Origin of the sequence: Amycolatopsis sp. CA-128772 (assembly GCF_002904295.1) — a bacterium.
GTDB lineage: Bacteria > Actinomycetota > Actinomycetes > Mycobacteriales > Pseudonocardiaceae > Amycolatopsis.
In genome coordinates, this window is record NZ_PPHG01000071.1 from 159,578 (window position 1) to 183,781 (window position 24,204).

A 24,204-nucleotide genomic window follows, 5' to 3' on the forward strand; every position below is an offset into this window, starting at 1 on the left:
CTACACCGCAGCGGCCTGGGGTGTATAGAGTTGCGCCCATGCCCGCCGACGCCTTCGAAGCCAGCCCTCAGGAGCTGGTCGTGACGTTGCTGGGCAGCTACGTGCACCCGCGCGAAACCCGCCGGGTGTGGTCGGGTGGTCTGGTCGCGGTGCTCGCCGAGCTGGGCTTCTCCGACGGCGCCGCCCGGATCGCGCTCACCCGCCTGGTGCGCCGCGGCCTGCTGCAGCGCCACCGCGAAGGCCGCACCGTGCACTACTCGCTGACCCGGCGCACCATCGCGCTGCTCGCCGACGGCGACCAGCGGATCTTCTCCCTCGGCCGCCGCGAGCGCGCCGCGGGCGAGTGGACGGTGCTGTGGCAGAGCATCCCGGAGAGCCGCCGGCCGGCCAGGGAACGCCTGGTCCGGCGGCTGCGGTTCCTCGGGTTCGGGCCCTACTCCGACGGCACCTGGATCGCCCCGCACGACCGCGAGGCCGAGGTCGTCGCCCTGCTCGAGGAGCTCGGCGTCACCGAGCACGCCGGGCTGCTGCTCGGCCGCCCGTCGGCCGCGCTGGACGTCCGCCGGTTCGCCGGCCGGGCCTGGGACCTCGACGACCTGGCCGCGCGGTACACCGCGTTCGTCGGCCAGTTCGGCGGGTACGCGGGCCGGGAGCCGCCGGACGCCGAGGCGTTCGAGGTGCGCACCCGGCTGGTGCACACCTTCCGGATGTTCCCGTCGCTCGACCCGGAACTGCCCGCCGGCCTGGTGCCCGCGCCGGACTGCCGGGCGGCGGCGGTCGAGCTGTTCCACGACTTGTACACCGCGCTCGCGCACCCCGCGCAGCGCCACTTCGACGAGGTGACCCGAGGATGACCGAACCCAGCCAAGCGACCCAGGAAGCCCTGAGCTACACCTCGTACCTCGGGCTCGACGATGTGCTGAACGCGCAGCGGCTGCGCTCCGACGAGCACGACGAGCTGCTGTTCATCGTGATCCACCAGGTGTACGAGCTGTGGTTCAAGCAGATCCTGCACGAAGCCGAGTTCCTCCAGCGGAACCTGGAAAAGGGCAACACCGCGCATTCCATCCGCACGCTGCGCCGGATCCTCACGATCCTCAAGGTCGCCGTCGCGCAGATCGACGTGCTGGAAACCATGACGCCCAGCCAGTTCACCAGCTTCCGCGCCCGGTTGGACGCTTCGAGCGGCTTCCAGTCGGCCCAGTTCCGCGAGCTGGAGGCGGTGCTCGGCCGCCGTGACGAGCGCGTGTTCGCGCACTACCCCGAAGGTGGGGAGCAGCGGAAACGCATCTCCGAAGCGATGGCGCGCCCGTCGTTGTTCGACTCTTTCCTCACGTACCTCAAGGTTTCTGGCTATGCGGTCGAGTGTGACCGAGACGTCACTCGCTCGGTGGAGCCGTCCCCGGCCCTGCAGGCGATATTGCTGGACGTGTACAGCGACGACGGGGGATCCTCGGTCGTCGCCGAGTGTCTGGTCGATCTCGACGAAGGGATGCAGGAGTGGCGCTACCGGCACGTGAAGATGGTCGAACGCACCATCGGCGACAAGACCGGGACGGGAGGATCATCCGGCGCGACCTACCTGCGTACCACGCTCTTCCAGCCGATGTTCCCGGATCTCTGGGCCGTACGGAGCCGACTGTGACCACTTTGGACGACCTGCGCGCGGACCACAACGTCCTCGCCGCGCACTACACCCGGTTCGCGGTGGCCGACCGCCTCCTGCTTTCCGGGCATTCGCACCAGGCCTGGCCGGACGTCGCCGAGGAAGGACTCCTCGAGTCCTTCGCCGACGCCGCCCGCGACGTCGACGGCAAGTGGGACCGCGCCTTCGCCAAGGCGGACCAGCTGCGCGCGGGTTTCCGCCTGCTGCTGGGCGACCCGCACGGCGAGTACGCGCTCGGCGCGAGCACGCACGACCTGGTGCTGCGCTTCCTGTCGGCGATGGAGCTGCCGCGGCGGCCGCGCCTGGTCACCACCGACGGCGAGTTCCACACCCTGCGCCGCCAGCTCGCCCGCCTCGAAGAGGAGGGCGTCGAGGTCGTGCGGGTGCCCCTGGAACCGGTGACGACGCTCGCCGAGCGCGTCGCGGGCGAAGTGGACGACAACACCGCGGCGGTGCTCGTGTCCGCGGTGCTCTTCGAGACGTCGAGGCTGGTCCCCGGCCTCGCGCACCTCGCCGACGTCTGCCGCGGCCGTTCGATCGAGCTCGTCGTCGACGCCTACCACGCGCTCGGCGTCGTCCCGTTCCCGCTGCACGACCTCGGGCTCACCAACGCCTGGGTGCTCGGCGGCGGCTACAAGTACCTGCAGCTCGGCGAGGGCAACTGCTTCCTGCGGCTGCCCGCGCACGCCCAGGAGCTGCGGCCGGTGATCACCGGCTGGTACGCCGAGTTCGGCGCGCTGGCCGACGAGCGCCACCCCGGCCAGGTTCCGTACGCCATCGGCGGCGACCGGTTCGCCGGCGCCACCTACGACCCGGCCGGCCACTACCGCGGCGTCCGGGTCCAGCGGTTCTTCGCCGAGCACGGGCTGACGCCGGAGTTCCTGCGCGAGGTGTCGCAGCACCAGGTGGGCCTGCTCGCGTCGGTGTTCGACAAGCTCGGGTTGCCCGAGGACGTCGTCACCCGCGACCGCGAGACGCCGCTCGGGATGCTCGGCGGGTTCCTGTCGCTGCGCTGTGCCGACGCCGCCGGGCTGCAGGCGGCGCTGGCCGCGCACGGCGTCCGCACCGACAGCCGGGGCTCCCACCTGCGCTTCGGCCCGGCGCCCTACCTCTCCGACACCCAGCTGGAGACGGCGATGGGCACGCTCGCCACGGTGGTGCGCGGCTGATCCAGGGGCCCCTACTTCCGGGCTACCGGTCCGTATCGCGGGACCTCCACTGGTCCGGGATGCGGAAGGGATCTAGGTTGGTGCCGGGACCCGGCACAGCGGCGGACGACCTCCGCCCGGCGCCGGTTCCCGGCCACCCGAAGCGCGTCCCGGCCACGAAACCGGGCGCGGATGACAAAGGAGTCACCACCGTGACCGAAGGAGTGTTCGCCCGGGGCACCGGACACGAACAGGTCGTGTACTGCCACGACCAGGCCAGTGGCCTGAAGGCCATCATCGGCATCTACTCCACCTCGCTCGGCCCCGCCCTCGGCGGGACGCGCTTCCACCCCTACGCCACCGAAGCCGACGCGCTCGACGACGTCCTCGCGCTGTCCAAGGGCATGGCGTACAAGAACGCGCTGGCCGGGCTCGACCTCGGCGGCGGCAAGGCCGTCATCATCGGCGACCCGAAGACGCTCAAGTCCGAAGCGCTGCTGCGCGCGTACGGGCGTTTCGTGCAGTCCCTGGGCGGCCGCTACATCACGGCGTGCGACGTGGGCACGTACGTGCAGGACATGGACGTCGTCGCCCGCGAAAGCCAGTACGTCACCGGCCGTTCGCCCGAGGACGGTGGCGCCGGCGACTCGTCCGTGCTCACCGCGTTCGGCGTCTTCCAGGGCATGCGGGCTTCGGCCGAGCACGTCTTCGGCCGCCCGGACCTGGCCGGCAAGCGCGTCGGCGTGGCCGGCGTCGGCAAGGTCGGCCACCTCCTCGTCGGGCACCTCGTGGAGGCCGGCGCGCAGGTCACCATCACCGACGTCGCCGCGCCGGCCATCTCCCGCACGCTCGACGTCTACCCGTCCGTGCAAGTAGCGTCCGATGTGGACACCCTGCTGCGCACCGAACTGGACGTCTTCGCGCCCTGCGCGCTGGGTGGCGTCCTGAACGACGAGACCGTGCCGGTGCTCGGCGCCCGGATCGTCTGCGGCGCGGCGAACAACCAGCTCGCGCACGCCGGCATCGACAAGCAGCTCGCCGACCGCGGCGTCCTGTACGCGCCGGACTACCTGGTCAACGCCGGCGGCGTGATCCAGGTCGACGACGAGCGCCACGGCTTCGACTTCGAGCGGGCGAAGCGCAAGACGACGGCCATCTACGACACGACGAAGGCGGTGTTCGCCCTGGCCGACACCGACGGCGTGCCCCCGGCGACGGCGGCCGACCGGCTCGCCGAGCGCCGCATGGCGGAGGTCGGGCGGCTGCGGTCCATCATGACCGGGTGAGTCCTTCCGCGTTCTTCGAGGCGGTGGGCGTGCGGGGGTTCCTGCACGCCCGCCGCCTCGGTTCGTCCGGCGAAACCGGCCTGGACGCGGACGAGCCGGTGGTGCTGGCGTCCGTGGTGAAGGTGCCGCTGGCGTTCGAGTTCGCGCGCCAGATGGCGGCCGGCCTGCTCGACCCGGCCGACCGGGTGCGGGCGACCGCGGCGGACCGGCTGGGCGGCACCGGTTCGGCGGGGTTCGCCGACGACGCCGAGTACAGCCTGCGGGACGCGGCCCGCCTGGCCCTTTCGGTGTCCGACAACACCGCCGCGGACCTGCTGTTCGACCGCGTCGGCGTGGACAACGTCCGGTCGCTGCTGGCGGAGCTGGGCCTGACGCGGACGTCCGTCATGGGCGCGCCGCGGGACGTGCTGCGCACGATCATCGAGGACACCGAGGCCGGGCGGCCACCGCGGGCCCTGGACCCCCTGCGAACATCGGCAACCACCCCCCGCGAGATGACGACGTTGCTGGCGGCGATCTGGGCCGCCGACGCGGCCGCACCGGTCCGCGAGTGGATGTCGGCACAGGTCAGCTGGCACCGGCTGACGGCGGGATTCCCGCCGGAGGTCGCGGTGGCGGGCAAGACGGGCACGATGCCGGGAATCCGCAACGAAATCGGCGTCGCAACCTACCCGGACGGCACCGCGTACGCGGTGGCGGTGTTCACGACCGGCGGCGCGGAGACGTTGCGGCGCCCGGATATCGATCGCGCAATCGGCGAGGCGGCTCGCACGGCGGTCGATCAGCTGCGCTCGTGAGACTTCAGAACGCTATCTTCACCTGATACGGTTCCCTCGCGTCCGACCCCGCCTTCGCCAGGTCCACGCCGACATGTCGCTGTCGCTTTGTGAACATATTCAGCTCATGGCAATTGCATGACAGGAATGCCGTGGTTTCTTCGAGTCCGAAGAGATTCTTGTCGATGTGCAGTGTTGCCGAATAGTCTTCGTCGTAGGCGGGCAGGTCTTTCGGCGTCCGCTGGTGCCAATTTATCTCCAGCGTATCAGCGGACGTCTTCTTCATGCAGGTCAAGATGGCTCCACTGTCACCATCGTTGAAATGCGTGATCTTGAATTCGTCATAAGTGCTTTCGAATGCCGCCTTCAGGTCGGCCGGGATCTCATCGCCCGGCGTGCACCGGTTCGGCGGCAGGCTTTCCCAGAGATAGTCGCGAATGAGACCGTCGATGTGGTGCTGCTCCTCCGGGATCTGGGCCCCGAGTTGGCGGAATTTCCGGATTACCGCGGCACGTGTGGCGGCGTTCCCGGAAGACAACTGGCCATAGGCGGTCGTCAAGACTGACTCCTGCTGACTCCGCGCGGCGAGCTGAGCTTGCCATTGATTCGTCTGAGCCTGCTGCTGGCTGGTGATGGCATTGTCGGCGGTGAACCACAACGTCACAACGGCGGCCAACGACGCAAGCCGCACCCATCCCTCCCAGACGGCGAGCTTGTTCAGGAGGGCAACGGCTCGAGTCGTCCGTCGCGCCGGTCGGGGACGGGCCTTCATCGCAGGCTTCCTGCGTCGCAAACCGGCTGCGGGAACATTGATGGGTCTCGACGTGATGGTCCGTCGTTCTCGCGAAAAGGAGCTCACCATGGGAGGTATTCTGCACACCACGCGGTCGATCAGCTGCGCTCGTAGAACACGTCCCAAGGCCGGGGGCCCTCCGACGGCGGCACCAGCCGGGAGACGCCGTCGTCCTGAAGGACTTCGGCTGCGATTTCGGCGAGTTTCGCCGCCTGCGGGTGGGGGCTGGTCGACGGCCAGGCGAACGCCGTCCGGGCTCGCAGCACCTCGCCTTCCAGTGGCCGCCAGACCACCCGTGGTTCTTTGCGGACGTTCGGTTCGAACGCGACGCCGTGGCCGGCCAGTACCAGGCCGAGGACGAACTCGGGGTTGCGGGCGTGGCGGATCGACGCGGGGCGGAAGCCGTGGTCCCAGCAGGTGCGCACCAGGGCGTCGTAGCTGCCGGGCGCCGCGGCACGCGGGGCGTGGACCAGGCCCTCGCCGGCGAGGTCGGCGAGGGTGAGGCGGGTGCGGCGCGCCAGCGGCGAGTCGCGGGGGAGGACCACGCCGAGCGGGGTGTCGACGGCCGGGCCGAGGTCGAGGCCGACGACGTCGACCGGCAGCTGCAGCAGCCCCGCGTCGAGTTCGCGGTCGGCGAGCAGCCGGGCCTGCTCGGCGGTGGTGAGCTCCTGCAGGTCCAGCCGGACGGCCGGGTATTCGCCGGCGAACCGCGTGAGGATCGCGGCCAGCAGCCGGCCGGGCAGCTCCGGCGGCACGCCCGCGCGCAGGGCGTCCATCTCGCCGCGGCCGGCCTTCGCGACGAGCGTCGTCATGCGGTCCCACCGGGAGAGCAGGTCGCGTGCTTCGGCGCGGAGGACTTCGCCGGCTTCGGTGAGCGTGACGCGGCGGCCGCGGTCGAACAGGTTCGCGTCCAGCTCGGCTTCCAGCCGCTTGATGCGCTGGCTCAACGGCGGCTGCGCGATCCCGAGCCGTTCGGCGGCCCGGCCGAAGTGGAGTTCTTCGGCGACGACGAGGAAGTAGCGCAGCGAACGAAGGTGGTCCACGCTGCGACGATACCCGCCTGCATATCGACATGCCGACGTCTCGATCTTGGACAGCGCTCCGCCGCGCGTGGTCGAGTGGCGCCATGGAGACAGGATTCAGCAGGCGCGGGCTGTTCGGCGCGGGCGCGGCGGCCGCGGCCATCCTCGCGGGCGCGCCGGCGACCGCCCGCGCGGCTTCGGCGCCGGGTTCGGGGATGACGTTGCGCTGGTGGGGCAACAACGGCTGGGAGATCCGCATCGGGACGAAGACGATCCTGATCGACCCGTGGCTGACGAGGTTCAAGACGGGCACGTACACGCCGGCGGGCGCGGACCCCCGCACCCCGCTCTCGGTGAACCGGGCCCTGATCGACGGCTACCTCGACCGCGGCTTCCTCCGCGCGGACCACATCCTGGTGACGCACGGCCACTACGACCACCTGACGGACGTCCCCTACCTGGCAAAACGCACCGGGGCCACGGTGCTCGGCACCGAGACCCATTTGAGTCTCATGGCGGCCCTGGGCGCCCCGGAGGACCAGCTGGCGATCGCCACGGGCGGCGAGGACCTGACGTTCGACGGCTATTCGATCCGGGTGCTGCGGTCCCTGCATTCGGCCACCGGAACCCGCGCCCAGGTGGCGTTCCCGGGCACCCGGCCCCTGTCCCGGCGCGACCGCCCGCGGGTGATCTCGGACCTGCTGGAGGGCGGCACACTGGCGTACCTGGTGTCCGGCGGCGGGGCGAGCGTGCTGGACTTCGGCGGCTCGAACTACGTCGAGTCCGAGCTGGCGGGCCTGCGCCCGGACGTGGTCCTGCTGCCCCCGGGCGGGGCGAAGGTCCGCGAGTACGTCCCTCGGCTGCTGCGAACCGTGGGCCACCCGCCGTGGGTGGCGGCCACGCACTGGGACGACTTCGACCTGCCGCTGGGCCAGGCCGACGACCCGAACGGCGGGCTGGAGCTGCTGCGCAAGGCCGTGGCCGCGGCGAGCCCGGCGAGCGAGTTCGTGGTGCTGGACCACCTCGGCGAGTTTTCGCCCTGAACCGACGAAGGCCCCCACCGCTCGCGGTGGGGGCCTTCGTGCTGCCTGCTAGCCGCTCTTGCGGCGGAACGTCCGCTTGTTCGCCGCCGGGCCGTGGGCGTGCTGGTTCTTGCCGCCGCCGTTCTCGTGGGCCGCTCCCGTGCGGGCGTGGGCCTGCTTGCGCTCCAGCGCCTCGCGGAACTTGCGCTTGACGTCGTCCTCCTCGCCGCTGGGCGACGGGTCCGGTTCACTCATGCTTACCTCCGAAAACGACGACGTGTGACCGCTCCAGCCTGGCACCACTCCCAGCGCTTGGCGAGCCGATTTCCGTCACCCTTCAGCGTTTGGGCGACGGCACCCCGCCGAACTGGACCGACTTGCGGGTCAGCGGGCGGCCGCAGTGGTCGCACAGGAGCATCGGGCGCAAGCGCTCGCCGCACTCGACGTGGTGCAGCGTGATGTCCGGCTCCTGGCCCGCCACCTCGAACCCGCGCGACCACTCCGCGATGAACGCCAGCGCCGGGAAGAACGCCAGGCCCTTCGCCGTCATCCGGTAGTCGCGCGCGTCCGTGCGCGTGGCCGCCGTTCCCGTGCGCAGGACACCGACCTCGACCAGCTTGCTCAGGCGGGCCGACAACACGCTCGGCCCGATGCCCAGCTCGCGCTCGAACTCCGAAAAGTGCCGGCAGCCCAGCAGTGCCGAGACCAGTAGCCCGGTCGACCACCGGTCGCCGAGCAGCTCCATCGTGTCCGGGAAGAACATCAGCGGGTCGCCGGCCAGGGAATCCGCGTCCTTGCGGCGGAAGCGCTTGGACGCCGTCGCCGCCGCGACGCCGGTGCTGTCCAGCCGCGACGCCCGCACGTCACGCGCGTCGACCCGGCGGCTGCAGGCGGCGCAGCCGAGGGGCGCTGATGTAGCCAGCTCGCAGTCGAGGTGGATCAGCGTCGGCAGCACCTCGCGGCGGCCTTCGACCCACTCGCGCTCCCACGCCCAGATCGAAATCAGCAGCGGCCACAGCTCGAGGCCGCGTTCGGTCAGCCGGTACTCGTGCCGCGTGCGGCGCGCGTCCCGGTACGGCACCCGGGTGAGCAGGCCCGCGTCCACCATGTCCCGCAGCCGTCCCGACAACGCCGTCGGCGAAATGCCCAGCCGCAGCCGCAGCTCCTCGTAGCGCCGGAAGCGCAGGAACAGGCTCTGCAGGATGAGCAGCGTCCACTGGTCGCCGACCAGCTCGAGCGCCCGCCGGAGCGGATCGCCCGCCGGCCGGACGCGGTGTGCAGTCGCTTCGGTCACCCGTTTCCCCTCGTTACTGACGGCCTCAGCGTACACCTGGCTACACCAAAAGAAGCCTATTGACACCTGGGTACACAAATCATAGTCTCTTCCCCATCACCCCGCGCAGCCAGGGAGCAGCCCGATGACCAGCACCTCCGAACAGCCGCTGATGGTGGCCCGGGCGGCGGACGCGGCCGAGGACAACCCCTACCTGCTCGGCGTCTACGCCCCGGTCGGGACCGAGATCGACGCGGAAGACCTGCAGGTCATCGGCGAGATCCCGAAGGACCTCAACGGCGTCTACCTGCGCAACGGCCCGAACCCGCGATTCGCCCCGGAAGGCCGCTACCACTGGTTCGACGGCGACGGCATGATCCACGCCGTCCACCTGGAGAACGGCCGGGCCCGCTACCGCAACCGCTGGATCCGCACGAAGGCCTTCGAGGCCGAGTCGGCCGCGGGCAAGGCGCTCTGGACCGGCGTCATGGAAAATCCGAAGGGCAACCCCTTCGGCAACGCGCACGGCCTGGGGCTCAAGGACAACGCCAACACCGACGTCGTCTTCCACCGCGGCCGGATCCTCGCCACCTGGTACCTGTGCGGCTCGCCGTACGCGGTCGACCCGCTGTCGCTGGAGACCCTCGGCGCCGACGACTTCCTCGGCACGCTGGCCGGCGACATGATGGCCCACCCCAAGGTCGACGAGGTCACCGGCGAGCTGTTCTGGTTCGACTACGGACCCCGCCCGCCGTACCTGCGCTACGGCGTGATCAGCGCGGACGGCAAGGTGGTGACCACCACCGACGTCGAGCTGCCCGGCCCGCGCCTGCCGCACGACATGGCCATCACCGAGCACTACGCGGTGCTGATGGACCTGCCGCTGGTCCAGGACCTCGCGGCGGCGAAACAGGGCCGCCACAAGCTGCACTTCGACCGCTCGCTGCCCAGCCGCTTCGGCGTCATGCCACGCTACGGAGACGGTAGCCGGATCCGGTGGTTCGAAGCGAGCCCGTGCTACATCTACCACGTCGTCAACGCCTGGGAGCAGGGCGACGAAGTCCTCCTCGACGTCTGCCGCGTGCAGCGCCCGCAGCCGCGCGCCGACGCACACACGCCACTCGCGAAAATGCTGTCCTACCTGCGGCTCGACGCCCAGCTGCACCGCTACCGCTTCGACCTGCGGACCGGTGCGTGCCACGAGGAGCCGCTCGACGACGACAACACCGAGTTCCCGACCGTCGACGCCCGGGGCGTCGGACGGCGGAACCGGTACTCCTACGCGGTGCACATCTCGCCCGAGTCGACGCTGAAGTTCGACGGGCTGGTGCGCCACGACAATCTTGCCGGCGCAAAGACCGAATACCGGTTCGGTCCCGGCCGGTGGGGCAGCGAGGCTCCGTTCGCACCCCGCGAAGGAGCACCCGTCGATTCGGCGGACGGGTACCTGGTGACGTTCGTGCAGGACGAGCGTGAGGGGCGCTCGGAACTGGACATCTTCGACGCCGCCGACCTCGCTGCCGGACCCGTGGCCAGGGTCCTGCTCCCCCAGCGTGTCCCGCTCGGTTTTCACGCGACCTGGGTCCGGGCGGACCAGCTGGAAAACCTCCGTCCATGAGATGCCATCGAGAGGGTCGCGCCCGGGACTTCCGGGCGCGGGGATGGTGGAGTGCGGAGACGATCGACCGGCTCGTGAAGGAGCGGGTCAGTGCCGACCCGGAGGGTCTCGCGCTGGTCGATCCACCGAACACCACCGCACTGGTCGGACGCGACCCGGTGCGGTGGACCTGGAACCGGCTCGACGAACGCGTCGACGTCCTGGCCGCGTTCCTGCTCGCCGGAGGGGTGCGAGCAGGTGACGTCGTGGCCGTGCAGCTGCCGAACTGCTCGGCCCTGGCCCAGGCGTTCCTCGCGATCGTGCGGATCGGCGCGATCGTCACCCCGTTCCCGGTGTCCTACCGGGAACACGAACTCGGCCCGATGTGCCGGCGCACCGGTGCCGTCGGGGTGGTGACCGCATCCAGATACGGCGAGCACGAGCTCGCCGGGGCGGCCCTTGGGCTAGTAGGCGCTTCGGCGCCGTCGGTCCGGTTCGTCGTCGCCTGCGGGGACGACGAACCGGCCGGCGCCCTGGGCTGGCCCGAAGCTCCACTGTCCGAAGCGGAGCAATCCGCTTTGGACAGCTATTTGTCCACACTCGACACCGACGTGAACGACTGCGTGACGATCTGCTGGACGTCCGGCACCGAAGCCGAACCGAAGGCGGTCCCGCGCTGCCACGGCGACTGGCTGGCGACCGCGCGCGGCTGCGTGCAGGCCGCGGGGATGACCCCGGACGACGTCCTGCTTTCGCCGTTCCCGATGACGAACATGGCCGGCATCGGCGGCATGTTCCTGCCGTGGCTGCTGACCGGCGCCGTGTTCGCCCCGCACCACCCGTTCGACCTGCCGATGTTCCTCGGCCAGCTCGCGGCCGAGCGGGTGACCTACACGCTCGCGCCACCGGCGTTGCTGACCATGCTGCTGCACAACGAAAAAATGCTGTCCGGTGTGGACATTTCGGCGCTGCGGAAGATCGGGTCCGGCTCGGCGCCGCTCTCGCCGTGGCTGGTGCGCACCTGGGCCGAGCGGTACGGCATCGGCATCATCAACTTCTTCGGCTCGAACGAGGGCACCGCGCTGCTGTCCGGCCCGGTGGACATCCCGGCCCCGGACCAGCGCGCGAGCTACTTCCCGAACTACGCCTCGGACGTCACCTGGTCGACCCCGGTCGCCGGCTGGACGTCGGTGCGGCTGCACGACCCGGTGACCGGCGAGCACGTGACCGAACCCGGGCGCCCGGGCGAGCTGCACATCGCCGGGCCGACGGTGTTCGCCGGCTACCTCACGGAAATCGGGCAGCCGCTGGACACTTCGGCGTTCGACGAGGACGGCTGCTTCCGCACCGGCGACGTCTTCGAGATCGCCGGCGAGCGCGGGGAGTTCCTGCGGTACGTCGACCGGACGAAGGACCTCGTGATCCGCGGTGGCATGAACATTTCGCCCGCCGAAGTCGAGGGCCTGCTGGCCGGGCACCCGGACGTGGCTGACGTCGGTGTTGTCGGCGTGCCCGACGACGTCATGGGGGAGCGGGTCTGCGCGGTCATCGTGCCGGGCGCGCGCAAGCCGTCGCTCGACGAGCTGGTCGCGCACCTGCGCGAGAAGCAGGTGGCCGCGTTCAAGCTGCCGGAACGCCTCGAGTACGCCGACGCCTTGCCCCGCAACCCGGTGGGGAAGATCCTGAAGCGGCAGCTGCGGGAAAGCCTGGGGTGAGGTCATGACGGTGTACGTGCTGGGCGGGGCGCAGACCGACTTCGCGCGCAACTTCACGAAGGAAGGCCGCGGGCTGCTCGAGCTGTTCGCCGAAGTCGTGCCGGCCGCGCTGGCCGACGCCGGCGTGAGCGCCGACGACGTCGAAGTCGCGCACGTCGGGAACCTCGCCGCCGAGCTGTTCACCGGCCAGGCCCAGCTCGGCGGGCTGCTCGTGGCGGCCGTACCGGAGCTGGACGGCGTGCCGTCGGCCCGGCACGAAGCCGCGTGCGCGTCCGGCAGCACGGCGGTGCTCGCCGCGTGCGCCGACCTCGAGGCCGGCCGGTACGACCTGGCGCTGGTCGTCGGCGTCGAGCTGATGCGCAACGTCGACGGGCAGTGCGCGGCCGAGCACCTCGGGTCCGCCGCGTGGGCCGGGCACGAGGCCGTCGCCGCGAAGTTCCCGTGGCCCGCGCTGTTCGCCGACGTCGCTTCCGCCTACGACGAGCGGTACGGCCTCGACCCGGCGCACCTCGGGCTGTTCGCCGAACACGCCTTCGCCCGGGCGGCGCTGAACCCCCTGGCCCAAGCCCGCGACTGGCGGTTCCCGGCCGGCTCGTTCGGACCGGACGACGAGCTCAACCCCGTCGTCGAGGGCCGCCTGCGCAAGCAGGACTGCGGCCGGATCACCGACGGCGCCGCGGCGGTCCTGCTGGCCTCGCCGGCGTTCGCCGAACGGCTCGGCGGCGGGTTCCCGCGCATCGCGGGCTTCGGGCACCGCACCGCGCACATCGGCCTCGCGCCGAAGATCGCGGCCGGCGGGGAGTACCTGTTCCCGCACCTGCACGGCGCCGTCGCCGACGCCTACCGGCGGGCGGGCGTGCCCGGCCCGGCGCGCTCGACGTCGTCGAACTGCACGACTGCTTCACCATCACCGGCCTGGTCGCGCTGGAGCACCTCGGCGCGGCCCCGCCCGGCGAGGGCGGCCGGTTCATCGCCGGCGGCGGTCTCGGCGCGGCCGGGATCAACCCGGGTGGCGGCCTGATCGGGCTCGGCCACCCGGTCGGCGCGACCGGCGTCCGCATGCTGCGCGACGCGGCCCGGCAGGTCTCCGGCACGGCGGGCGAGACGCAGGTCGGGGGCGCGCGGACGGCGTTGACGCTGAACGTCGGCGGCTCGTTCACCACGGTGGTCACCCTGGTGGTCACCGCATGAGGCTGTCGGTGTCGCTGGGGCTCTGGCAGGACCGGCCGCCGGCGGAGGCGCTGGAGACGGCCCGTGCGGCCGAGGCCGCGGGCTACCCGGAGCTGTGGATCGGCGAAATGGCGACGTGGGACGCGTTCGCCCTCGGCACGGCGATCGGTGCGGCCACCTCGACGATTTCCCTGACCTTCGGGCCGCTGGCGGTCACCGTGCGGGACCCGGCGACGATCGCCATGGGCGTCGCGTCGGTGGCGGCACTGACCGGCCGGGAAACCGGCGTCGCTCTGGGGACCTCCAGCGACGTCGTCGTGCGCGGCTGGCACGGCCGCTCGCGCGATCGTGCCGCCACGGCGCTGGCGGAGTCCGCGGTGGCGGTCCGGCAGCTGCTGAGCGGCGAAAAGTCCACTGTGGACGGCCAGGTCGTCGGTTCGCGGGGTTACCGGCTGCGCTTGCCCGCTCCGGAATCGCCCCTGACCATCGCCGCGTTCGGGCCGCGGGCGCTCGACGTCGCCGCGCGGCACGCCGACCGGATGGTCGTCAACCTCGTCAGCCCGGCCGCCGCGGCCACGCTGGTGCGCGGGCTGCGCGCCGCGGCCGAGCGGGCGGGCACCACCCCGCCGCCGGTGGCCGCGTGGGTGGTCGGCGCGGCCGGCCCCGGACCGGCCGAGCTCGAACAGCTCCGCCGGGGCGTGGTCGGCTACCTGGCCGCGCCCGGCTACGCCGACATGTTCCGCGCGGAGGGCTTCGGCGACCTCGTGGCCTTCGCCCGCAGCCGGCCGCACCCGCGCGAACTCCTGGCGGCGATCCCCGCCGAGGCCATCGCCGCCGTGGGCCTGCTCGGGTCGGGGGCGGAGATCGCCGCGAAGATCGGGGCCTACGCCGCGGCCGGCGTCGACGAGCTGGCGATCGTCCCGGCCACCGGCGACGGGGACCCCGGTGGGGCGAAAACCCTCGAGGCGTGTCGATCCGCGGCCGTTCTGTCCGACACTGGGGTATGACCGAACCGACCGCCACCCGCAACCTCGACCGAACCGGGGCCGCCCCGCTGCCGTGGAGCAGGGCGCGTGACCTCCTCGCCACCCAGACCCCGAAGGAGGACCTGACGTTCTTCGTCGGGACCGCCCGCCCGGACGGCCGCCCGCACGCCGCCGGCGTCGGCGCCATCTGGGTGGACGACACGCTGTACTTCGTCAGCGGCCCGGGCACTCGCCGGGCCCGCAACCTGGCCGCGAACCCGGCGTGCAGCGTGTCGGTGCGCCTGAAGGGCCTCGACGTCACGTTGGAAGGCGAGGCCCACCGCGTCGCCGAAGCAGCGACCCTCGAGCGGGTGGCGGCCGTCTACCGCGAAGGCGGCTGGCCCGCGACCGTGCTGGACGAGGGTTTCACCGCCCCGTTCATGGCGGGCAGCGCCGGCCCGCCGCCGTGGCACCTCTACCGGCTCACGCTGCACCGGGCCATCGGCGTCGCCTGCGCCGAGCCGTACGGCGCCACCCGCTGGGACTTCAGCCGCTGATCGCCGCGGCGACCAGCCCGCCGATCGCGGCCATGCCGTCCGCGTTCGGGTGCAGCGGCGCGGCGACCGACGTCGGGATCACGCTCTCGAACCACTTGACGCCGGGGACCTTGCAGACGTCGTGGCCGACGGAGGCGGTCCGGACGTCGACGTAGTGCGCATGGTGCGCGGCGGCCTGCCGGGCCAGGGCAGCGTTGGTCCGGTCGACGCTGCCCTGGATGTAGTTCGCGTCGCGCGGGGTCAGCGGCGCGATCGGCCAGCACCCGTTGTGCGGCAGGTAGGTGCCGTAGCCGGCCACGAAGACGTCGGCGTCCGGCGCCTTCGCGTGGATGGCGTCCAGCAGCGCGCCCCACACCGGCTCGAACGTGGCGATCTTCTCGGCCAGCTGGTCGTGGCCGCCCGCGGTGTACCGGTCGACGCAGTCGGGGTTGATGCCGGGCAGCAGGTTGATGCAGCTCGTCGCGGCGCCGACCAGGCCGATGTCGTTGCCGCCGATCGTCACGGTCACCGTGCGGGTCTGCGCGCCGAGCGCGTCGAGCTGGGGCGGCACCGCGCCGGCCGACGTCCGCTGCGGCGCGGTCATGTCCGCCGTCGTCGCGCCGGAGCACGTGACGTCGGTCAGCGGCACGCCCAGCTGCTTCGCGGCGACGTGCGGATAGTTCGCCAGGGACCGGAGGCAGCCGGGGGAGGCGAGGTCCGGGGGCAGGACCAGCGGCCCGGCCGCCGCCGAATCCCCCAGCGCCACGTACTCCCCGGTGGTGCCCGCCGCCGCCGGGGCCGCCGCCGCGCCCGCCAGCGCGGTGACCATGATCGCGATGAACGCCGTCGTTCTCACTCGCACGCCGTCCTCCTTGACGTTGTGCCGATGGCTGGTCTCCGTGACACCATCGGCACGGCGCGGGGCCGGGTTGACTGGGAATCCGGGTAGAGAACGAGGGGATCGGTTGTGACCGAGCACAAGGGCGGCGGCGAGCTGACCCTCGGCGGCCAGCGCGTGCACGAGCGGCTCACCCGGGAGGAACCCGAGCTGATCGCCCGGGTGCTCCGGCGCATCCAGGCCGAGGTCGCGGACTACCGGCGGCTGCCGGTGGAGGAGCTGACCGGCGACATCGCGGGGATCACCCGGCAGGCGGTGCGGGCGTTCGCGCGCAGCCTGCGCGAGGATCGCGAGCTCAACGCGGCCGAGCTGCGGGAGGTCGGCGCGTCCGCCGTCCGCCGGGCGGAAGAGGGCTTCCCGCTGGAGGCCGTGCTGACCGCGTACCACGTCGGCGCGCGGGAGATCTTCGCCGTCGGCTCGGCTTCTTCGGGCCGTGCGGACGTCGCCGACCTGCTCGAAGTCGCGGACCGGGTGCTGGCGTTCGTCGGGACGGTCACCGGCGCGGTCACCCGCGGGTACCTGGAGGAACTGCGCACGAAGGTCGGGCAGGAGCACACCGCGCGCCGGACGCTGCTGTCGGTGCTCGTCGACGGCGGCCCGGTCGACGTCGTCGCCCGCAGCGCCGGGATCACGCTGCCGGCGCAGTACCTCGTGCTGAGCGTCGAGCTCGGGCCGCACGCCGACGAGGCGTCGCCGGGGGTGGACGCCGAGATCGCCGTCCGCCGCAAGCTCCGCCGGTTCCTGGCGGCGTTCGAGCACGCGTGCGGCGACGGCGTGCTGGCGTCCTTGGACGGCCCGGGCGGGCTGGTCCTGCTCCCGGTGGCCGGCCGGCCGTCGGACTGGCACGCGGTGCTGGATGCGGCCGGGCGCGCGGCGGGCGTGACGGTGCTGGCGGCGGCGGACACGGCGGCGCCGGCGGAGGTCCGCGAGGTGGCCGCGCAGACCGGCGAGGTGCTGGACGTGCTGCGCTGGTTCGGCCGCGACCCGGGGCTCTACCGCCTCGACGACGTCCTGGTCGAGTACCAGCTGACCCGCCCGGGCGCGGCCCGCGACCGCCTCGCGGCCGCGCTCGGCCCCCTGGACGCGCACCCCGAGCTCGTCGAAACCCTGAAGACGTACCTGGCCCTGGACACGAACCGCCGCCGGACGGCAGCCCGCCTGCACGTCCACCCCAACACGGTGGACTACCGCCTGCGGCGCGTCCGCGACCTGACCGGCATCGACCCGCTCCACCCCGCCGGCCTGGCCCGCCTGACGGCGGCCTCGGCCGCCCGCCGCGCAACCCTCGCCCGCCGCTGACGCTCGTCCCCCGCCGGGGGATACGCGAGCCGACCCTCTGGGTACGCGAACCGACCCTCTGGGTACGCGAACCGACCCTCTGGGTACGCGAACCGACCCTTCCGGTACGCGAGCCGGCCTCTGGTTACGGAACCCGGAGCACCCGGCCGGCGAACTCGCGTGCCCGGACGGCCGACTCGCGTACCTGGACGGTCGGTTCGCGTGTCTGAACGGTCGACTCGCGTACCTGGACAGTCGACTCGCGTACCTGGACGGTCGGTTCGCGTGTCCGGAGGGACGACACGGCGGTGCGGGTCAGGGTGCCGGTGACCAGGGCGGTCGTGAGGACCAGGGCGGCGAGGGCGGAGGCGGGGTCGAACGTCAGCTCGCCGAGGCGGCCGAGGACGAAACCCGCGTGCAGGGCCCACGCCACCACCGCCACACCGGCGGCGGGCGGGGGACTCCGGTAGGCGGTGGTGGTGACCACCGCGCCCAGGGTGACCAGCGCGTACCAGGGATGGCCCGTCGCCCCGGCCAGGTCCGCCACGATCACCGCGGCGACCGCGGCCGCGCAGCCGAACGGAAACCCGAAGCCGTCTGTCATCCGTCCAGTCCAGTCCGGCGCAGGCGCGCCGGCGTGGGCCAGGACACGATTCCGTACGCCCGCGCCCGGGATCTTCACGCTTCGTTTACTCGGACGCCGTCACCTGGGCGATCGCGTCGGCGAGTTCCGGCCAGACCGCGCGCGGCAGGTTGTGGCCCATCCCCGGGATGACCAGCAGCTCCGCACCCGGGATGGCCTCCGCCGTCGCCTTGCCGCCGCTGACGTTGATCAGCGGGTCGGCGTCGCCGTGGACGACCAGGGCCGGCAGCCGCACCGAACGCAGCCCCGCGGTCCGGTCGCCCGAGGCGACGACCGCCGCCGCGTGCCGCAGCGTGCCCACCGGGTGGCGGGCGCGGTCGTAGTGCAGGGCCGCCTTGGCCAGCAGGAACGCCTCGTCGTCCGGGTAGCCGGGGGAGCCGAGCTTCCGGTAGCCCTCGACGCTGTCGGCGATGGCCTGCTCGCGCGTGTTCGCCGGCGGCCGCGTCAGCATCGCCAGCGCCCACGGCTCGGCCTGCCCGACGGCCCGGTCACCGGTGGTCGACATGATCGAGGTGACCGAAAGCAGCCGGTCCGGGTGGTCGATGGCCAGCTGCTGCACGATCATCCCGCCCATCGACGCGCCCACGACGTGCGCCCGGGAGATGCCGAGGGCGTCGAACAGCCCCACGGCGTCGTCGGCCATGTCCGACAGCGTGTACGGCGCGGTCGTCAGGTCGCCGGCGGCCAGCGCGGCCAGGTCCGGCGGGGGCAGGTGGTCGAGCCACGTCGAGAGCCCGACGTCCCGGTTGTCGTAGCGCACGACGAAGAACCCGCGGCCGGCCAGCAGCTCGCAGAAACCGTCCTCCCAGGTGATCATCTGGGCACCGAGGCCCATCACCAGGACCAGGGGCGGATCCGCCGGATCGCCGAAGGTGTCGTACTCGAGCTCGAGACCGTTGGCCTGTGCGCGTGCCATGCCCCGATCCTGCCGTACCCGTGCGGAGCTGGCACCCGCCCGGCTGGTGCCGTTACCGTTACGCCCCATGCCGACCTCATCCTCGGGTACCGGACAGCGCCCCCGATCGCGGGCCGCGGCGGGACTGCCGGCGCTCACCGCCGACCGCATCATCAGCGCCGCCACCGACCTGACGGGCCGGCGCGGCCTGGACAACTGGACCCTGCGGGAGCTCGCCCGCGCCGTCGAGGCCTACCCGGCGGTGGTCTACCACCACGTCGGCGACCGGGACGCGGTGGTGAACGCCGTCGTCGACCGGGTGGTCGGGCTGCTCGAGCTGCCGGACGAACACCTGCCGTGGCAGGCGTGGTTCACCGAGCTGCTGGCCTCGCTGCGCGCGGTGCTGCGGAGCTACCCCGGCTGCGCGCGGCGGCTGGCGCTGTTCGGCCCGTCGGTCGAAGCGGCCACGCGGTCCATCGACGCCGGCATCGGCGTGCTGCTGGCCGCCGGGTTCGGCCGCGAGAGCGTGCTGGCCTACAACCTGCTGCTGATGACCGCGTGCCAGTTCGTCGCCATGGAGGACGACCGCGACGGCGCCCTCGCGCTGCGGATCGACAACACCGAGGAGTACGCCACCTACCGCCAGCGGGCCGACCTGCCCGGGATGGCCGAACTCGGCGCGGCGATGCACGACCTGATGGGGGACCCCGACCTCGCCTCGGGCTACTACGCACAGCTCTACGACTACGCCGTCCGGCGTTGCCTCGACGGGCTCGCCCACCGTCTGGCGGAACTGCACGATTCGGACAGTGCCGGTTGACAGCGACTTGACAGTGCCGGGGCGTACCGTGGGCGTGCGTCGGTGGTTCGCCCACTGACCCGGAGCCCCTGGCGCCCTCCTCCCCCTCGTGGCGCCGGGGGCTTCGGTCTACACGCGACCGCTGCCCGGCGGCTCGGCCTGGATGGCCGGGAAGATTTCGCCGACCAGGGTCACCAGCGACTTCGACAGCAGCAGGTGCACCTGGTCGCGGGTCAGTGACCGGCGCACCAGCCACTCCCGGCCGGCCGACTTCACCATCCCGCCGAACGCGCGCACGAGCGCGTTCAGCTCCGGCCCGTGTTCGCTCTCCCGCGACAGCCCGACGGCCTCCAGCACGCGGTCGGCCGATTCGCGGTCGGCTTCTTCGAGGATGCGCTCCACCTCGAGGTCGCGGCCGATGCCCTCGGGCGCGATCGCGGCCAGCCACATCCGCTCCTGGCTGGTGACCATGTCGAGGAACCACTCGATGGCGACGTCGGCCCGCAGCTCCAGCGGCCCGTCGGGGAGGATCTCGACGGCCAGCCGCGGCACGGTCAGCGCGCGGCGGATGATTTCCAGGTACAGCTCGCGTTTCGTGCCGAAGTAGTGGTTGATCAGCCCCCGCGCGACGCCGGCCGCCGCGGCGATGTCCGAAGTGGACACTGCGGAATAGGGACGCTCACCGAACAGCCGCGCGGCACAGGCGTAGATCTGTTCCTTCCGTTCGTCCGGTTCCAGTCTTCGCCATCTCGGCGCCGGCTCGGTGTTCATGTGCTCATCGTCGCACGGGCCGTTGCGCCGGGCAGGGCAGTCAGCACGATGTCGGATGCGCCGCCACTGCTATCCCACGATCGGGGCACGCCTCAGTCCGGCAGCGTGATCGGCGCGATGTCCGCGAAGCCGTCACCCGGGCCGGGGTTCGCCGGATCGGTGGCCCCGCCGAAGTGGTGCAGCACACCCCACACCGCGTTGAGCGCCGTCTGGACCGCGCCCTCGGCCCAGCCCGCCGTCCAGGAGATGTCGTCGCCGGCGAGGAACAGGCCGCGGTACCGCGGCGGCAGCTCGTCCTGCACGAAGTGCGTGAACAGCCGCTGCTGGTAGCGGTAGTGGCCGGGCAGGTTCGCCTTGAACGCCCCCATGAAGTGCGGTTCGGCTTCCCAGGACACGGTCACCGGGTCGCCGATGATGTGCCGCCGGACGTCGACGCCGGGGTAGATCTCGCGCAGCGACTGGAGCATCACCTCGACGCGTTCGCCCACCGAGAGCGGCAGCCACTTCAGCGAGTCGTCGGCCCACGTGTAGGACAGGCAGATCACGGCGGGCTTCGCCGGGTCGTCGCCGAGCAGGTACGTGCCGCGCGGCATCCGGTCGGTGAGCGTCATGCTCATCGCGTCGCGGCCGGTGGCCGGGTCGCGGTCCAGCCAGAACGGCCGGTCGACCGGCACGAACACCTTCGACGACGCCATGTAGTGCGTGCGCTCGATCGCCGTCCAGTGGTCGATCGGGAACAGCGCCTCGTCGCACTCGATGTTCGACAGCAGCATCCAGCTCTGCGCGGTGAACACCGCCGCCGGGTACGTCCGGATGTGCCCTTCGGTGTCGGTCACGGTGATGTTGCCGGGCGCCGTGCGGTGCAGCCGCGCGACGCCGGGCTGCGGCCGTCCGCCGTGCAGCGTGCTCAGGCTGGTGCCCGCCGGCCAGAACGCGAGGTCTTCCGGCGCGTGCTCCCACAGCCGCAGGGGAAGCTGCCGGCTGCCGCCGGCGATGCTGCGGTGCTCGTCGTCGGCTCCGGTGTAGACCACCCGCAGGATCTCCAGGATGGAGTTCGGGAAATCGGTGTCCCAGCCGCCGGTGCCGAAGCCGACCTGGCCGAAGATCTCGCGGTGGCGGAAGGAGGCGAACGCGGGGGAGTCGCAGAGGAAGCCGTAGAACGTCTGGTTGTCCAGCCGCGGCACCAGCTCGTTCCACAGCCGCTTGATCGTCTTCGCGTCGCGGTCGCGGATCGCCGTCTGCATCTCGGCGAAAGAGGCGTGCTCGGCCAGTGTCCGGTCCCAGGCCGCGGCGACCTCGCGGAAGACGGCGGGCAGGTCCTCGGGCGTGCGCGCGTAGTGGCTCTGCCCCTTCAGGTCCACGACGGTGCTCGGGGTCCCGGGTGCCAGCGGGTTCGGGAACGGCGTGGTCGCCAGCCCGACCTTGTCGATGTAGTGGAACAGCGCGGTCGACGCGGGCGGGAAGCGCATCGCGCCCATCTCGGCGACGACGTCGTCCGGGCAGCCGGGGAACCGCACGGTCCGCAGCCGGCCGCCGAGCTCGGCGATCTCGTACACCACCGGGCGCAGGCCCACCTTCATCAGCTCGTAGGCGGTGACGATGCCGGAGAGGCCGCCGCCGATCACGGCGACCTCGGTGCCGTGCCGGTGCGCGGGCAGCGAGCCGAGGCCGGCGGGGTGGGCGAGGTAGTCGTCGTAGGCGAACGGGAAGTCGGGGCCGAACATGGTGATCGGGCGGCCCGCCGGTTCGTCGTGGTGGATCGCGGTCGGGACGGCGGAGGTCATGCGGTGGTTCCCCGGTACAGTTCGGGCCGTCGGTCGGCCAGGTGGGTGTTTTCCAGGCGGGACGCGGTCAGGGCGTCCCGCGTGACGTCGGCGGCGATGACCTCGGGCCCGGCGCCGGCGCGGGCCAGCACCGCGCCGGTCGGGGCCACGACGCAGGATCGCCCGCAGTAGGTCAGCTCCCGCTCGGTGTCGCAGCGGTTGGCGTAGGCGACGAACAGCTGGCTTTCGTAGGCCCGCGCGGGTACGAGCGTGTCGGCGACGATCTCGTAAGGGCTCATCAGCGCGGTCGGCACGACCAGCAGCTCGGTGCCGGCGAGCGCGTGCGCGCGGACCAGCTCCGGGAACTCGACGTCGTAGCAGATGAGCAGCCCGACCCGGATGCCGCCGAGGTCGGCCTGCACCACCGGCTCGTCGCCGGGGGTGAACCAGGCCTTGTCGAGGTCGCCGAAGAGGTGCGTCTTGCGGTAGTTGGCGAGCCGGTGCCCGGTCGCGTCGATCAGCTGGACGCTGTTGTAGACGTGCTCGCCGTCGGTTTCCGGGTAGCCGTACGCCAGTGCGGTGCCTCTTTGCCGCGCCAGTGCGGACATCCGGGCCGCGGTGGGGCCGTCGGCGGGTTCGGCGAGCTCGTGCGTGCGCGCGCCGATGTGGTAGCCGGTGGTGATCATCTCCGCGGTGACGACGAGGTCGGCGTCGATCCGCGGCAGGTCGCCGAGCGGGCCCTGGTGGACGGCGACCCTCATGCCAGCCTCGACTTCCGGATCCCGTAGCCGAAGTAGATCAGCAGGCCCAGCACCATCCAGGCGCCGAAGACCAGCCAGGTGGCACCGTCGAGGCTGAGCATCATGTAGCCGCAGCAGAGCACGCCCAGGATCGGCGTGACCGGCGAGAGCGGGACGCGGAACGTCCGCGGGCGGTCGGGCTGGCGCTTCCGGAGCAGCAGGACGGCGACGTTGACCAGGCCGAACGCGAACAGCGTCCCGATGCTGGTGGCGTCGGCCAGCTTCCCGAGCGGGATGAAGGCGGCCAGGACCGCGACGAAGGCCGACACGACCAGGGTGTTGATCCGCGGGGAACCGGACTTCGTGTCTACTTTGGACAGCGCGGGCGGGACAAGGCCGTCGCGGGACATCGCGAACAGGATGCGGGTCTGTCCGTAGAGGACGGTCAGCACCACGCTGGAGATGGCCACGATCGCGCCGACGGCCAGGAGCGCGGCCCAGAACGGGTTGTCGGAGACGACGTCGAGCACGTGCGAGAGGGCGGCTTCCTGGCCGTCGAACTGCTGCCACGGCAGGGCGCCGACCGCGGCCACCGCGACCAGGCAGTACAGCACGGTGACGATGCCGAGCGAGAGCAGGATCGCCCGCGGCAGGTCGCGCTGCGGGTTCTTGGCTTCCTCGCCCGCGGTCGACGCGGCGTCGAAGCCGATGTAGGAGAAGAACAGCTTGGCGCCGCCGGCGCTCAGCCCGGCCAGCCCGAGCGGCAAGAACGGGGTGAAGTTCTTCGCCTGCACGGCGCTGAAGGCGATCGCGCAGAACAGCACCAGCGTGCCGATCTTGACCACGACCATGACCGCGTTGGCCCGCGCGCTCTCCTTCGCGCCGGACAGGAGCAGGAGCATCGCCAGGACGACGACGAGGATGGCGGGCACGTTGACGACCCCGCCCGAGCCCGGCGGCCGGCTCAGCGCGTCCGGGATGGTGAAGCCGAAGGCCAGCCGCAGCAGTTCGTTGAGGTACTGCCCCCAGCCGACCGCGACCGACGCGACCGAGACGCCGTACTCGAGCACCAGGCACCACCCGCAGACCCAGGCGACGAGCTCGCCGAGCGTGGCGTAGGTGTAGGAGTAGGACGAACCGGACAGCGGGATCATCCCGGCGAGCTCGGCGTAGGACAACGCGGAGAAGAACGCCGTGACGCCGGCGAGCACGAAGGAGAGCACGACCGCCGGGCCGGCCACCGGGACGGCCTCGCCGAGCACGACGAAGATGCCGCTGCCCAGCGTCGCCCCGATGCTGAGCATGGTGAGCTGCCCGAGGCCGAGCGACCGCTTCAACGTGCCATGATCGCCTTCGGCGACGAGGTCGGCGACCGGTTTCCGCCGCACCGTCGCGGCTCGCAGAGTCATGCCGACGACCGTAACGGCCGTTTCCGGCCCGCAAAACAC

25 protein-coding genes are annotated in these 24,204 nt (G+C 72.0%); 14 read left to right on the top strand and 11 right to left on the bottom strand.

Translation table 11 applies throughout. The features are described from left to right. Positions 1-38 precede the first annotated feature (38 nt). The 5 genes from C2L59_RS25665 (at position 39) to C2L59_RS25685 (ending at position 4,897) form a co-directional block, all read left to right on the top strand. The gene (locus C2L59_RS25665) at positions 39-854 is read left to right on the top strand and encodes a PaaX family transcriptional regulator C-terminal domain-containing protein (protein ID WP_103352063.1); all 816 of its coding nucleotides are present in this window, start codon (positions 39-41) and stop codon (positions 852-854) included. After that, on the top strand, positions 851-1,645 hold the full coding sequence (locus C2L59_RS25670; protein ID WP_103352064.1) for a tryptophan 2,3-dioxygenase: 795 nt from the start codon (positions 851-853) through the stop codon (positions 1,643-1,645). The genes C2L59_RS25665 and C2L59_RS25670 overlap by 4 nt, the downstream gene beginning before the upstream one ends. Continuing rightward, positions 1,642-2,835 carry a kynureninase gene (locus C2L59_RS25675; RefSeq protein ID WP_103352065.1) on the top strand — a complete coding sequence of 398 codons (1,194 nt, stop codon included), beginning with the start codon at positions 1,642-1,644 and terminating at the stop codon, positions 2,833-2,835. The genes C2L59_RS25670 and C2L59_RS25675 overlap by 4 nt, the downstream gene beginning before the upstream one ends. A gap of 191 nt (positions 2,836-3,026) precedes the next feature. After that, entirely contained in the window at positions 3,027-4,100 is a 1,074-nt protein-coding gene (locus C2L59_RS25680; protein WP_103352066.1) for a Glu/Leu/Phe/Val dehydrogenase dimerization domain-containing protein, read from the top strand. Next, entirely contained in the window at positions 4,097-4,897 is an 801-nt protein-coding gene (locus tag C2L59_RS25685; RefSeq protein WP_103352067.1) for a serine hydrolase, read from the top strand. Before C2L59_RS25680 ends, C2L59_RS25685 begins: the two co-directional genes overlap by 4 nt. Before the next feature lie 4 nt (positions 4,898-4,901). On the opposite strand, the gene C2L59_RS25690 is transcribed toward C2L59_RS25685, so the two are convergent. Both C2L59_RS25690 and C2L59_RS25695 read right to left on the bottom strand, forming a co-directional pair. Beyond that, a complete protein-coding gene (locus tag C2L59_RS25690) occupies positions 4,902-5,648 on the bottom strand; it encodes a hypothetical protein (protein WP_146060432.1) in 747 nt (248 codons plus the stop codon). Between the two features lie 119 nt (positions 5,649-5,767). Further along, a complete protein-coding gene (locus C2L59_RS25695; RefSeq protein ID WP_103352069.1) occupies positions 5,768-6,712 on the bottom strand; it encodes a LysR substrate-binding domain-containing protein in 945 nt (314 codons plus the stop codon). Between the two features lie 83 nt (positions 6,713-6,795). Here C2L59_RS25695 and C2L59_RS25700 point away from each other — a divergent pair, with 83 nt between their 5' ends. Continuing rightward, positions 6,796-7,734, top strand: a complete 939-nt coding sequence (locus tag C2L59_RS25700) for an MBL fold metallo-hydrolase (RefSeq protein ID WP_103352070.1) — start codon at positions 6,796-6,798, stop codon at positions 7,732-7,734. Between the two features lie 48 nt (positions 7,735-7,782). Here C2L59_RS25700 and C2L59_RS25705 read toward each other — a convergent pair whose 3' ends face one another. Both C2L59_RS25705 and C2L59_RS25710 read right to left on the bottom strand, forming a co-directional pair. Beyond that, a complete protein-coding gene (locus C2L59_RS25705; RefSeq protein ID WP_103352071.1) occupies positions 7,783-7,968 on the bottom strand; it encodes a DUF5302 domain-containing protein in 186 nt (61 codons plus the stop codon). A gap of 82 nt (positions 7,969-8,050) precedes the next feature. Beyond that, the gene (locus C2L59_RS25710; RefSeq protein WP_103352072.1) at positions 8,051-9,007 is read right to left on the bottom strand and encodes a helix-turn-helix domain-containing protein; all 957 of its coding nucleotides are present in this window, start codon (positions 9,005-9,007) and stop codon (positions 8,051-8,053) included. A 124-nt stretch (positions 9,008-9,131) separates the two neighbouring features. Here C2L59_RS25710 and C2L59_RS25715 point away from each other — a divergent pair, with 124 nt between their 5' ends. From C2L59_RS25715 to C2L59_RS25735, 6 genes are read left to right on the top strand one after another with little or no spacing between them, the layout of a single operon-like run. Beyond that, positions 9,132-10,604: a carotenoid oxygenase family protein gene (locus C2L59_RS25715; protein WP_103352073.1), complete on the top strand. Its 1,473-nt coding sequence runs from the start codon at positions 9,132-9,134 to the stop codon at positions 10,602-10,604. Then, positions 10,601-12,298, top strand: coding sequence for a class I adenylate-forming enzyme family protein (locus C2L59_RS25720; protein ID WP_103352074.1), 1,698 nt, complete (start codon positions 10,601-10,603; stop codon positions 12,296-12,298). Before C2L59_RS25715 ends, C2L59_RS25720 begins: the two co-directional genes overlap by 4 nt. Positions 12,299-12,302: 4 nt before the next feature. Beyond that, positions 12,303-13,319 carry an acetyl-CoA acetyltransferase gene (locus C2L59_RS25725; RefSeq protein WP_233223671.1) on the top strand — a complete coding sequence of 339 codons (1,017 nt, stop codon included), beginning with the start codon at positions 12,303-12,305 and terminating at the stop codon, positions 13,317-13,319. Next, a complete protein-coding gene (locus C2L59_RS49210) occupies positions 13,223-13,489 on the top strand; it encodes a hypothetical protein (RefSeq protein WP_233223676.1) in 267 nt (88 codons plus the stop codon). Before C2L59_RS25725 ends, C2L59_RS49210 begins: the two co-directional genes overlap by 97 nt. Beyond that, the gene (locus tag C2L59_RS25730; protein ID WP_103352075.1) at positions 13,486-14,475 is read left to right on the top strand and encodes an LLM class F420-dependent oxidoreductase; all 990 of its coding nucleotides are present in this window, start codon (positions 13,486-13,488) and stop codon (positions 14,473-14,475) included. The genes C2L59_RS49210 and C2L59_RS25730 overlap by 4 nt, the downstream gene beginning before the upstream one ends. Continuing rightward, positions 14,472-14,990: a pyridoxamine 5'-phosphate oxidase family protein gene (locus tag C2L59_RS25735; protein ID WP_103352076.1), complete on the top strand. Its 519-nt coding sequence runs from the start codon at positions 14,472-14,474 to the stop codon at positions 14,988-14,990. Before C2L59_RS25730 ends, C2L59_RS25735 begins: the two co-directional genes overlap by 4 nt. On the opposite strand, the gene C2L59_RS25740 is transcribed toward C2L59_RS25735, so the two are convergent. Further along, on the bottom strand, positions 14,980-15,825 hold the full coding sequence (locus C2L59_RS25740) for an SGNH/GDSL hydrolase family protein (RefSeq protein ID WP_103352077.1): 846 nt from the start codon (positions 15,823-15,825) through the stop codon (positions 14,980-14,982). The genes C2L59_RS25735 and C2L59_RS25740 overlap by 11 nt on opposite strands. Positions 15,826-15,936: 111 nt before the next feature. Between C2L59_RS25740 and C2L59_RS25745 the strand changes: the two genes are divergently transcribed. Beyond that, positions 15,937-17,166, top strand: coding sequence for a CdaR family transcriptional regulator (locus C2L59_RS25745; RefSeq protein WP_103352078.1), 1,230 nt, complete (start codon positions 15,937-15,939; stop codon positions 17,164-17,166). 124 nt (positions 17,167-17,290) lie between these two features. Here the strand turns inward: C2L59_RS25745 and C2L59_RS25750 are convergent, their stop codons facing one another. Next, a complete protein-coding gene (locus tag C2L59_RS25750) occupies positions 17,291-17,749 on the bottom strand; it encodes a hypothetical protein (protein WP_103352079.1) in 459 nt (152 codons plus the stop codon). An 85-nt stretch (positions 17,750-17,834) separates the two neighbouring features. Beyond that, positions 17,835-18,704: an alpha/beta fold hydrolase gene (locus tag C2L59_RS25755; protein WP_103352080.1), complete on the bottom strand. Its 870-nt coding sequence runs from the start codon at positions 18,702-18,704 to the stop codon at positions 17,835-17,837. A gap of 67 nt (positions 18,705-18,771) precedes the next feature. Here C2L59_RS25755 and C2L59_RS25760 point away from each other — a divergent pair, with 67 nt between their 5' ends. Continuing rightward, entirely contained in the window at positions 18,772-19,503 is a 732-nt protein-coding gene (locus C2L59_RS25760) for a TetR/AcrR family transcriptional regulator (protein ID WP_103352081.1), read from the top strand. Between the two features lie 108 nt (positions 19,504-19,611). Here the strand turns inward: C2L59_RS25760 and C2L59_RS25765 are convergent, their stop codons facing one another. The 4 genes from C2L59_RS25765 to C2L59_RS25780 form a co-directional block, all read right to left on the bottom strand. After that, the gene (locus C2L59_RS25765; RefSeq protein WP_103352082.1) at positions 19,612-20,253 is read right to left on the bottom strand and encodes a TetR/AcrR family transcriptional regulator; all 642 of its coding nucleotides are present in this window, start codon (positions 20,251-20,253) and stop codon (positions 19,612-19,614) included. Between the two features lie 92 nt (positions 20,254-20,345). Then, positions 20,346-22,037: an NAD(P)/FAD-dependent oxidoreductase gene (locus C2L59_RS25770; RefSeq protein ID WP_103352083.1), complete on the bottom strand. Its 1,692-nt coding sequence runs from the start codon at positions 22,035-22,037 to the stop codon at positions 20,346-20,348. Beyond that, the gene (locus C2L59_RS25775) at positions 22,034-22,777 is read right to left on the bottom strand and encodes a carbon-nitrogen hydrolase family protein (RefSeq protein WP_103352084.1); all 744 of its coding nucleotides are present in this window, start codon (positions 22,775-22,777) and stop codon (positions 22,034-22,036) included. Before C2L59_RS25775 ends, C2L59_RS25770 begins: the two co-directional genes overlap by 4 nt. Continuing rightward, positions 22,774-24,165: an amino acid permease gene (locus tag C2L59_RS25780; RefSeq protein ID WP_103352085.1), complete on the bottom strand. Its 1,392-nt coding sequence runs from the start codon at positions 24,163-24,165 to the stop codon at positions 22,774-22,776. The genes C2L59_RS25775 and C2L59_RS25780 overlap by 4 nt, the downstream gene beginning before the upstream one ends. Between the last annotated feature and the right edge of the window lie 39 nt (positions 24,166-24,204).

What these genes read in the sequence shown, in the direction of transcription:
- C2L59_RS25665 (WP_103352063.1), top strand. Translation starts at nt 39, where the DNA reads ATGCCCGCCGACGCCTTCGAAGCCAGCCCTCAGGAGCTGGTCGTGACG.
- C2L59_RS25670 (WP_103352064.1), top strand. Translation starts at nt 851, where the DNA reads ATGACCGAACCCAGCCAAGCGACCCAGGAAGCCCTGAGCTACACCTCG.
- C2L59_RS25690 (WP_146060432.1), bottom strand. Translation starts at nt 5,648, where the DNA reads ATGAAGGCCCGTCCCCGACCGGCGCGACGGACGACTCGAGCCGTTGCC.
- C2L59_RS25700 (WP_103352070.1), top strand. Translation starts at nt 6,796, where the DNA reads ATGGAGACAGGATTCAGCAGGCGCGGGCTGTTCGGCGCGGGCGCGGCG.
- C2L59_RS25705 (WP_103352071.1), bottom strand. Translation starts at nt 7,968, where the DNA reads ATGAGTGAACCGGACCCGTCGCCCAGCGGCGAGGAGGACGACGTCAAG.
- C2L59_RS25715 (WP_103352073.1), top strand. Translation starts at nt 9,132, where the DNA reads ATGACCAGCACCTCCGAACAGCCGCTGATGGTGGCCCGGGCGGCGGAC.
- C2L59_RS25720 (WP_103352074.1), top strand. Translation starts at nt 10,601, where the DNA reads ATGAGATGCCATCGAGAGGGTCGCGCCCGGGACTTCCGGGCGCGGGGA.
- C2L59_RS25725 (WP_233223671.1), top strand. Translation starts at nt 12,303, where the DNA reads ATGACGGTGTACGTGCTGGGCGGGGCGCAGACCGACTTCGCGCGCAAC.
- C2L59_RS25730 (WP_103352075.1), top strand. Translation starts at nt 13,486, where the DNA reads ATGAGGCTGTCGGTGTCGCTGGGGCTCTGGCAGGACCGGCCGCCGGCG.
- C2L59_RS25735 (WP_103352076.1), top strand. Translation starts at nt 14,472, where the DNA reads ATGACCGAACCGACCGCCACCCGCAACCTCGACCGAACCGGGGCCGCC.
- C2L59_RS25750 (WP_103352079.1), bottom strand. Translation starts at nt 17,749, where the DNA reads ATGACAGACGGCTTCGGGTTTCCGTTCGGCTGCGCGGCCGCGGTCGCC.
- C2L59_RS25755 (WP_103352080.1), bottom strand. Translation starts at nt 18,704, where the DNA reads ATGGCACGCGCACAGGCCAACGGTCTCGAGCTCGAGTACGACACCTTC.
- C2L59_RS25760 (WP_103352081.1), top strand. Translation starts at nt 18,772, where the DNA reads ATGCCGACCTCATCCTCGGGTACCGGACAGCGCCCCCGATCGCGGGCC.
- C2L59_RS25765 (WP_103352082.1), bottom strand. Translation starts at nt 20,253, where the DNA reads ATGAACACCGAGCCGGCGCCGAGATGGCGAAGACTGGAACCGGACGAA.
- C2L59_RS25770 (WP_103352083.1), bottom strand. Translation starts at nt 22,037, where the DNA reads ATGACCTCCGCCGTCCCGACCGCGATCCACCACGACGAACCGGCGGGC.
- C2L59_RS25775 (WP_103352084.1), bottom strand. Translation starts at nt 22,777, where the DNA reads ATGAGGGTCGCCGTCCACCAGGGCCCGCTCGGCGACCTGCCGCGGATC.
- C2L59_RS25780 (WP_103352085.1), bottom strand. Translation starts at nt 24,165, where the DNA reads ATGACTCTGCGAGCCGCGACGGTGCGGCGGAAACCGGTCGCCGACCTC.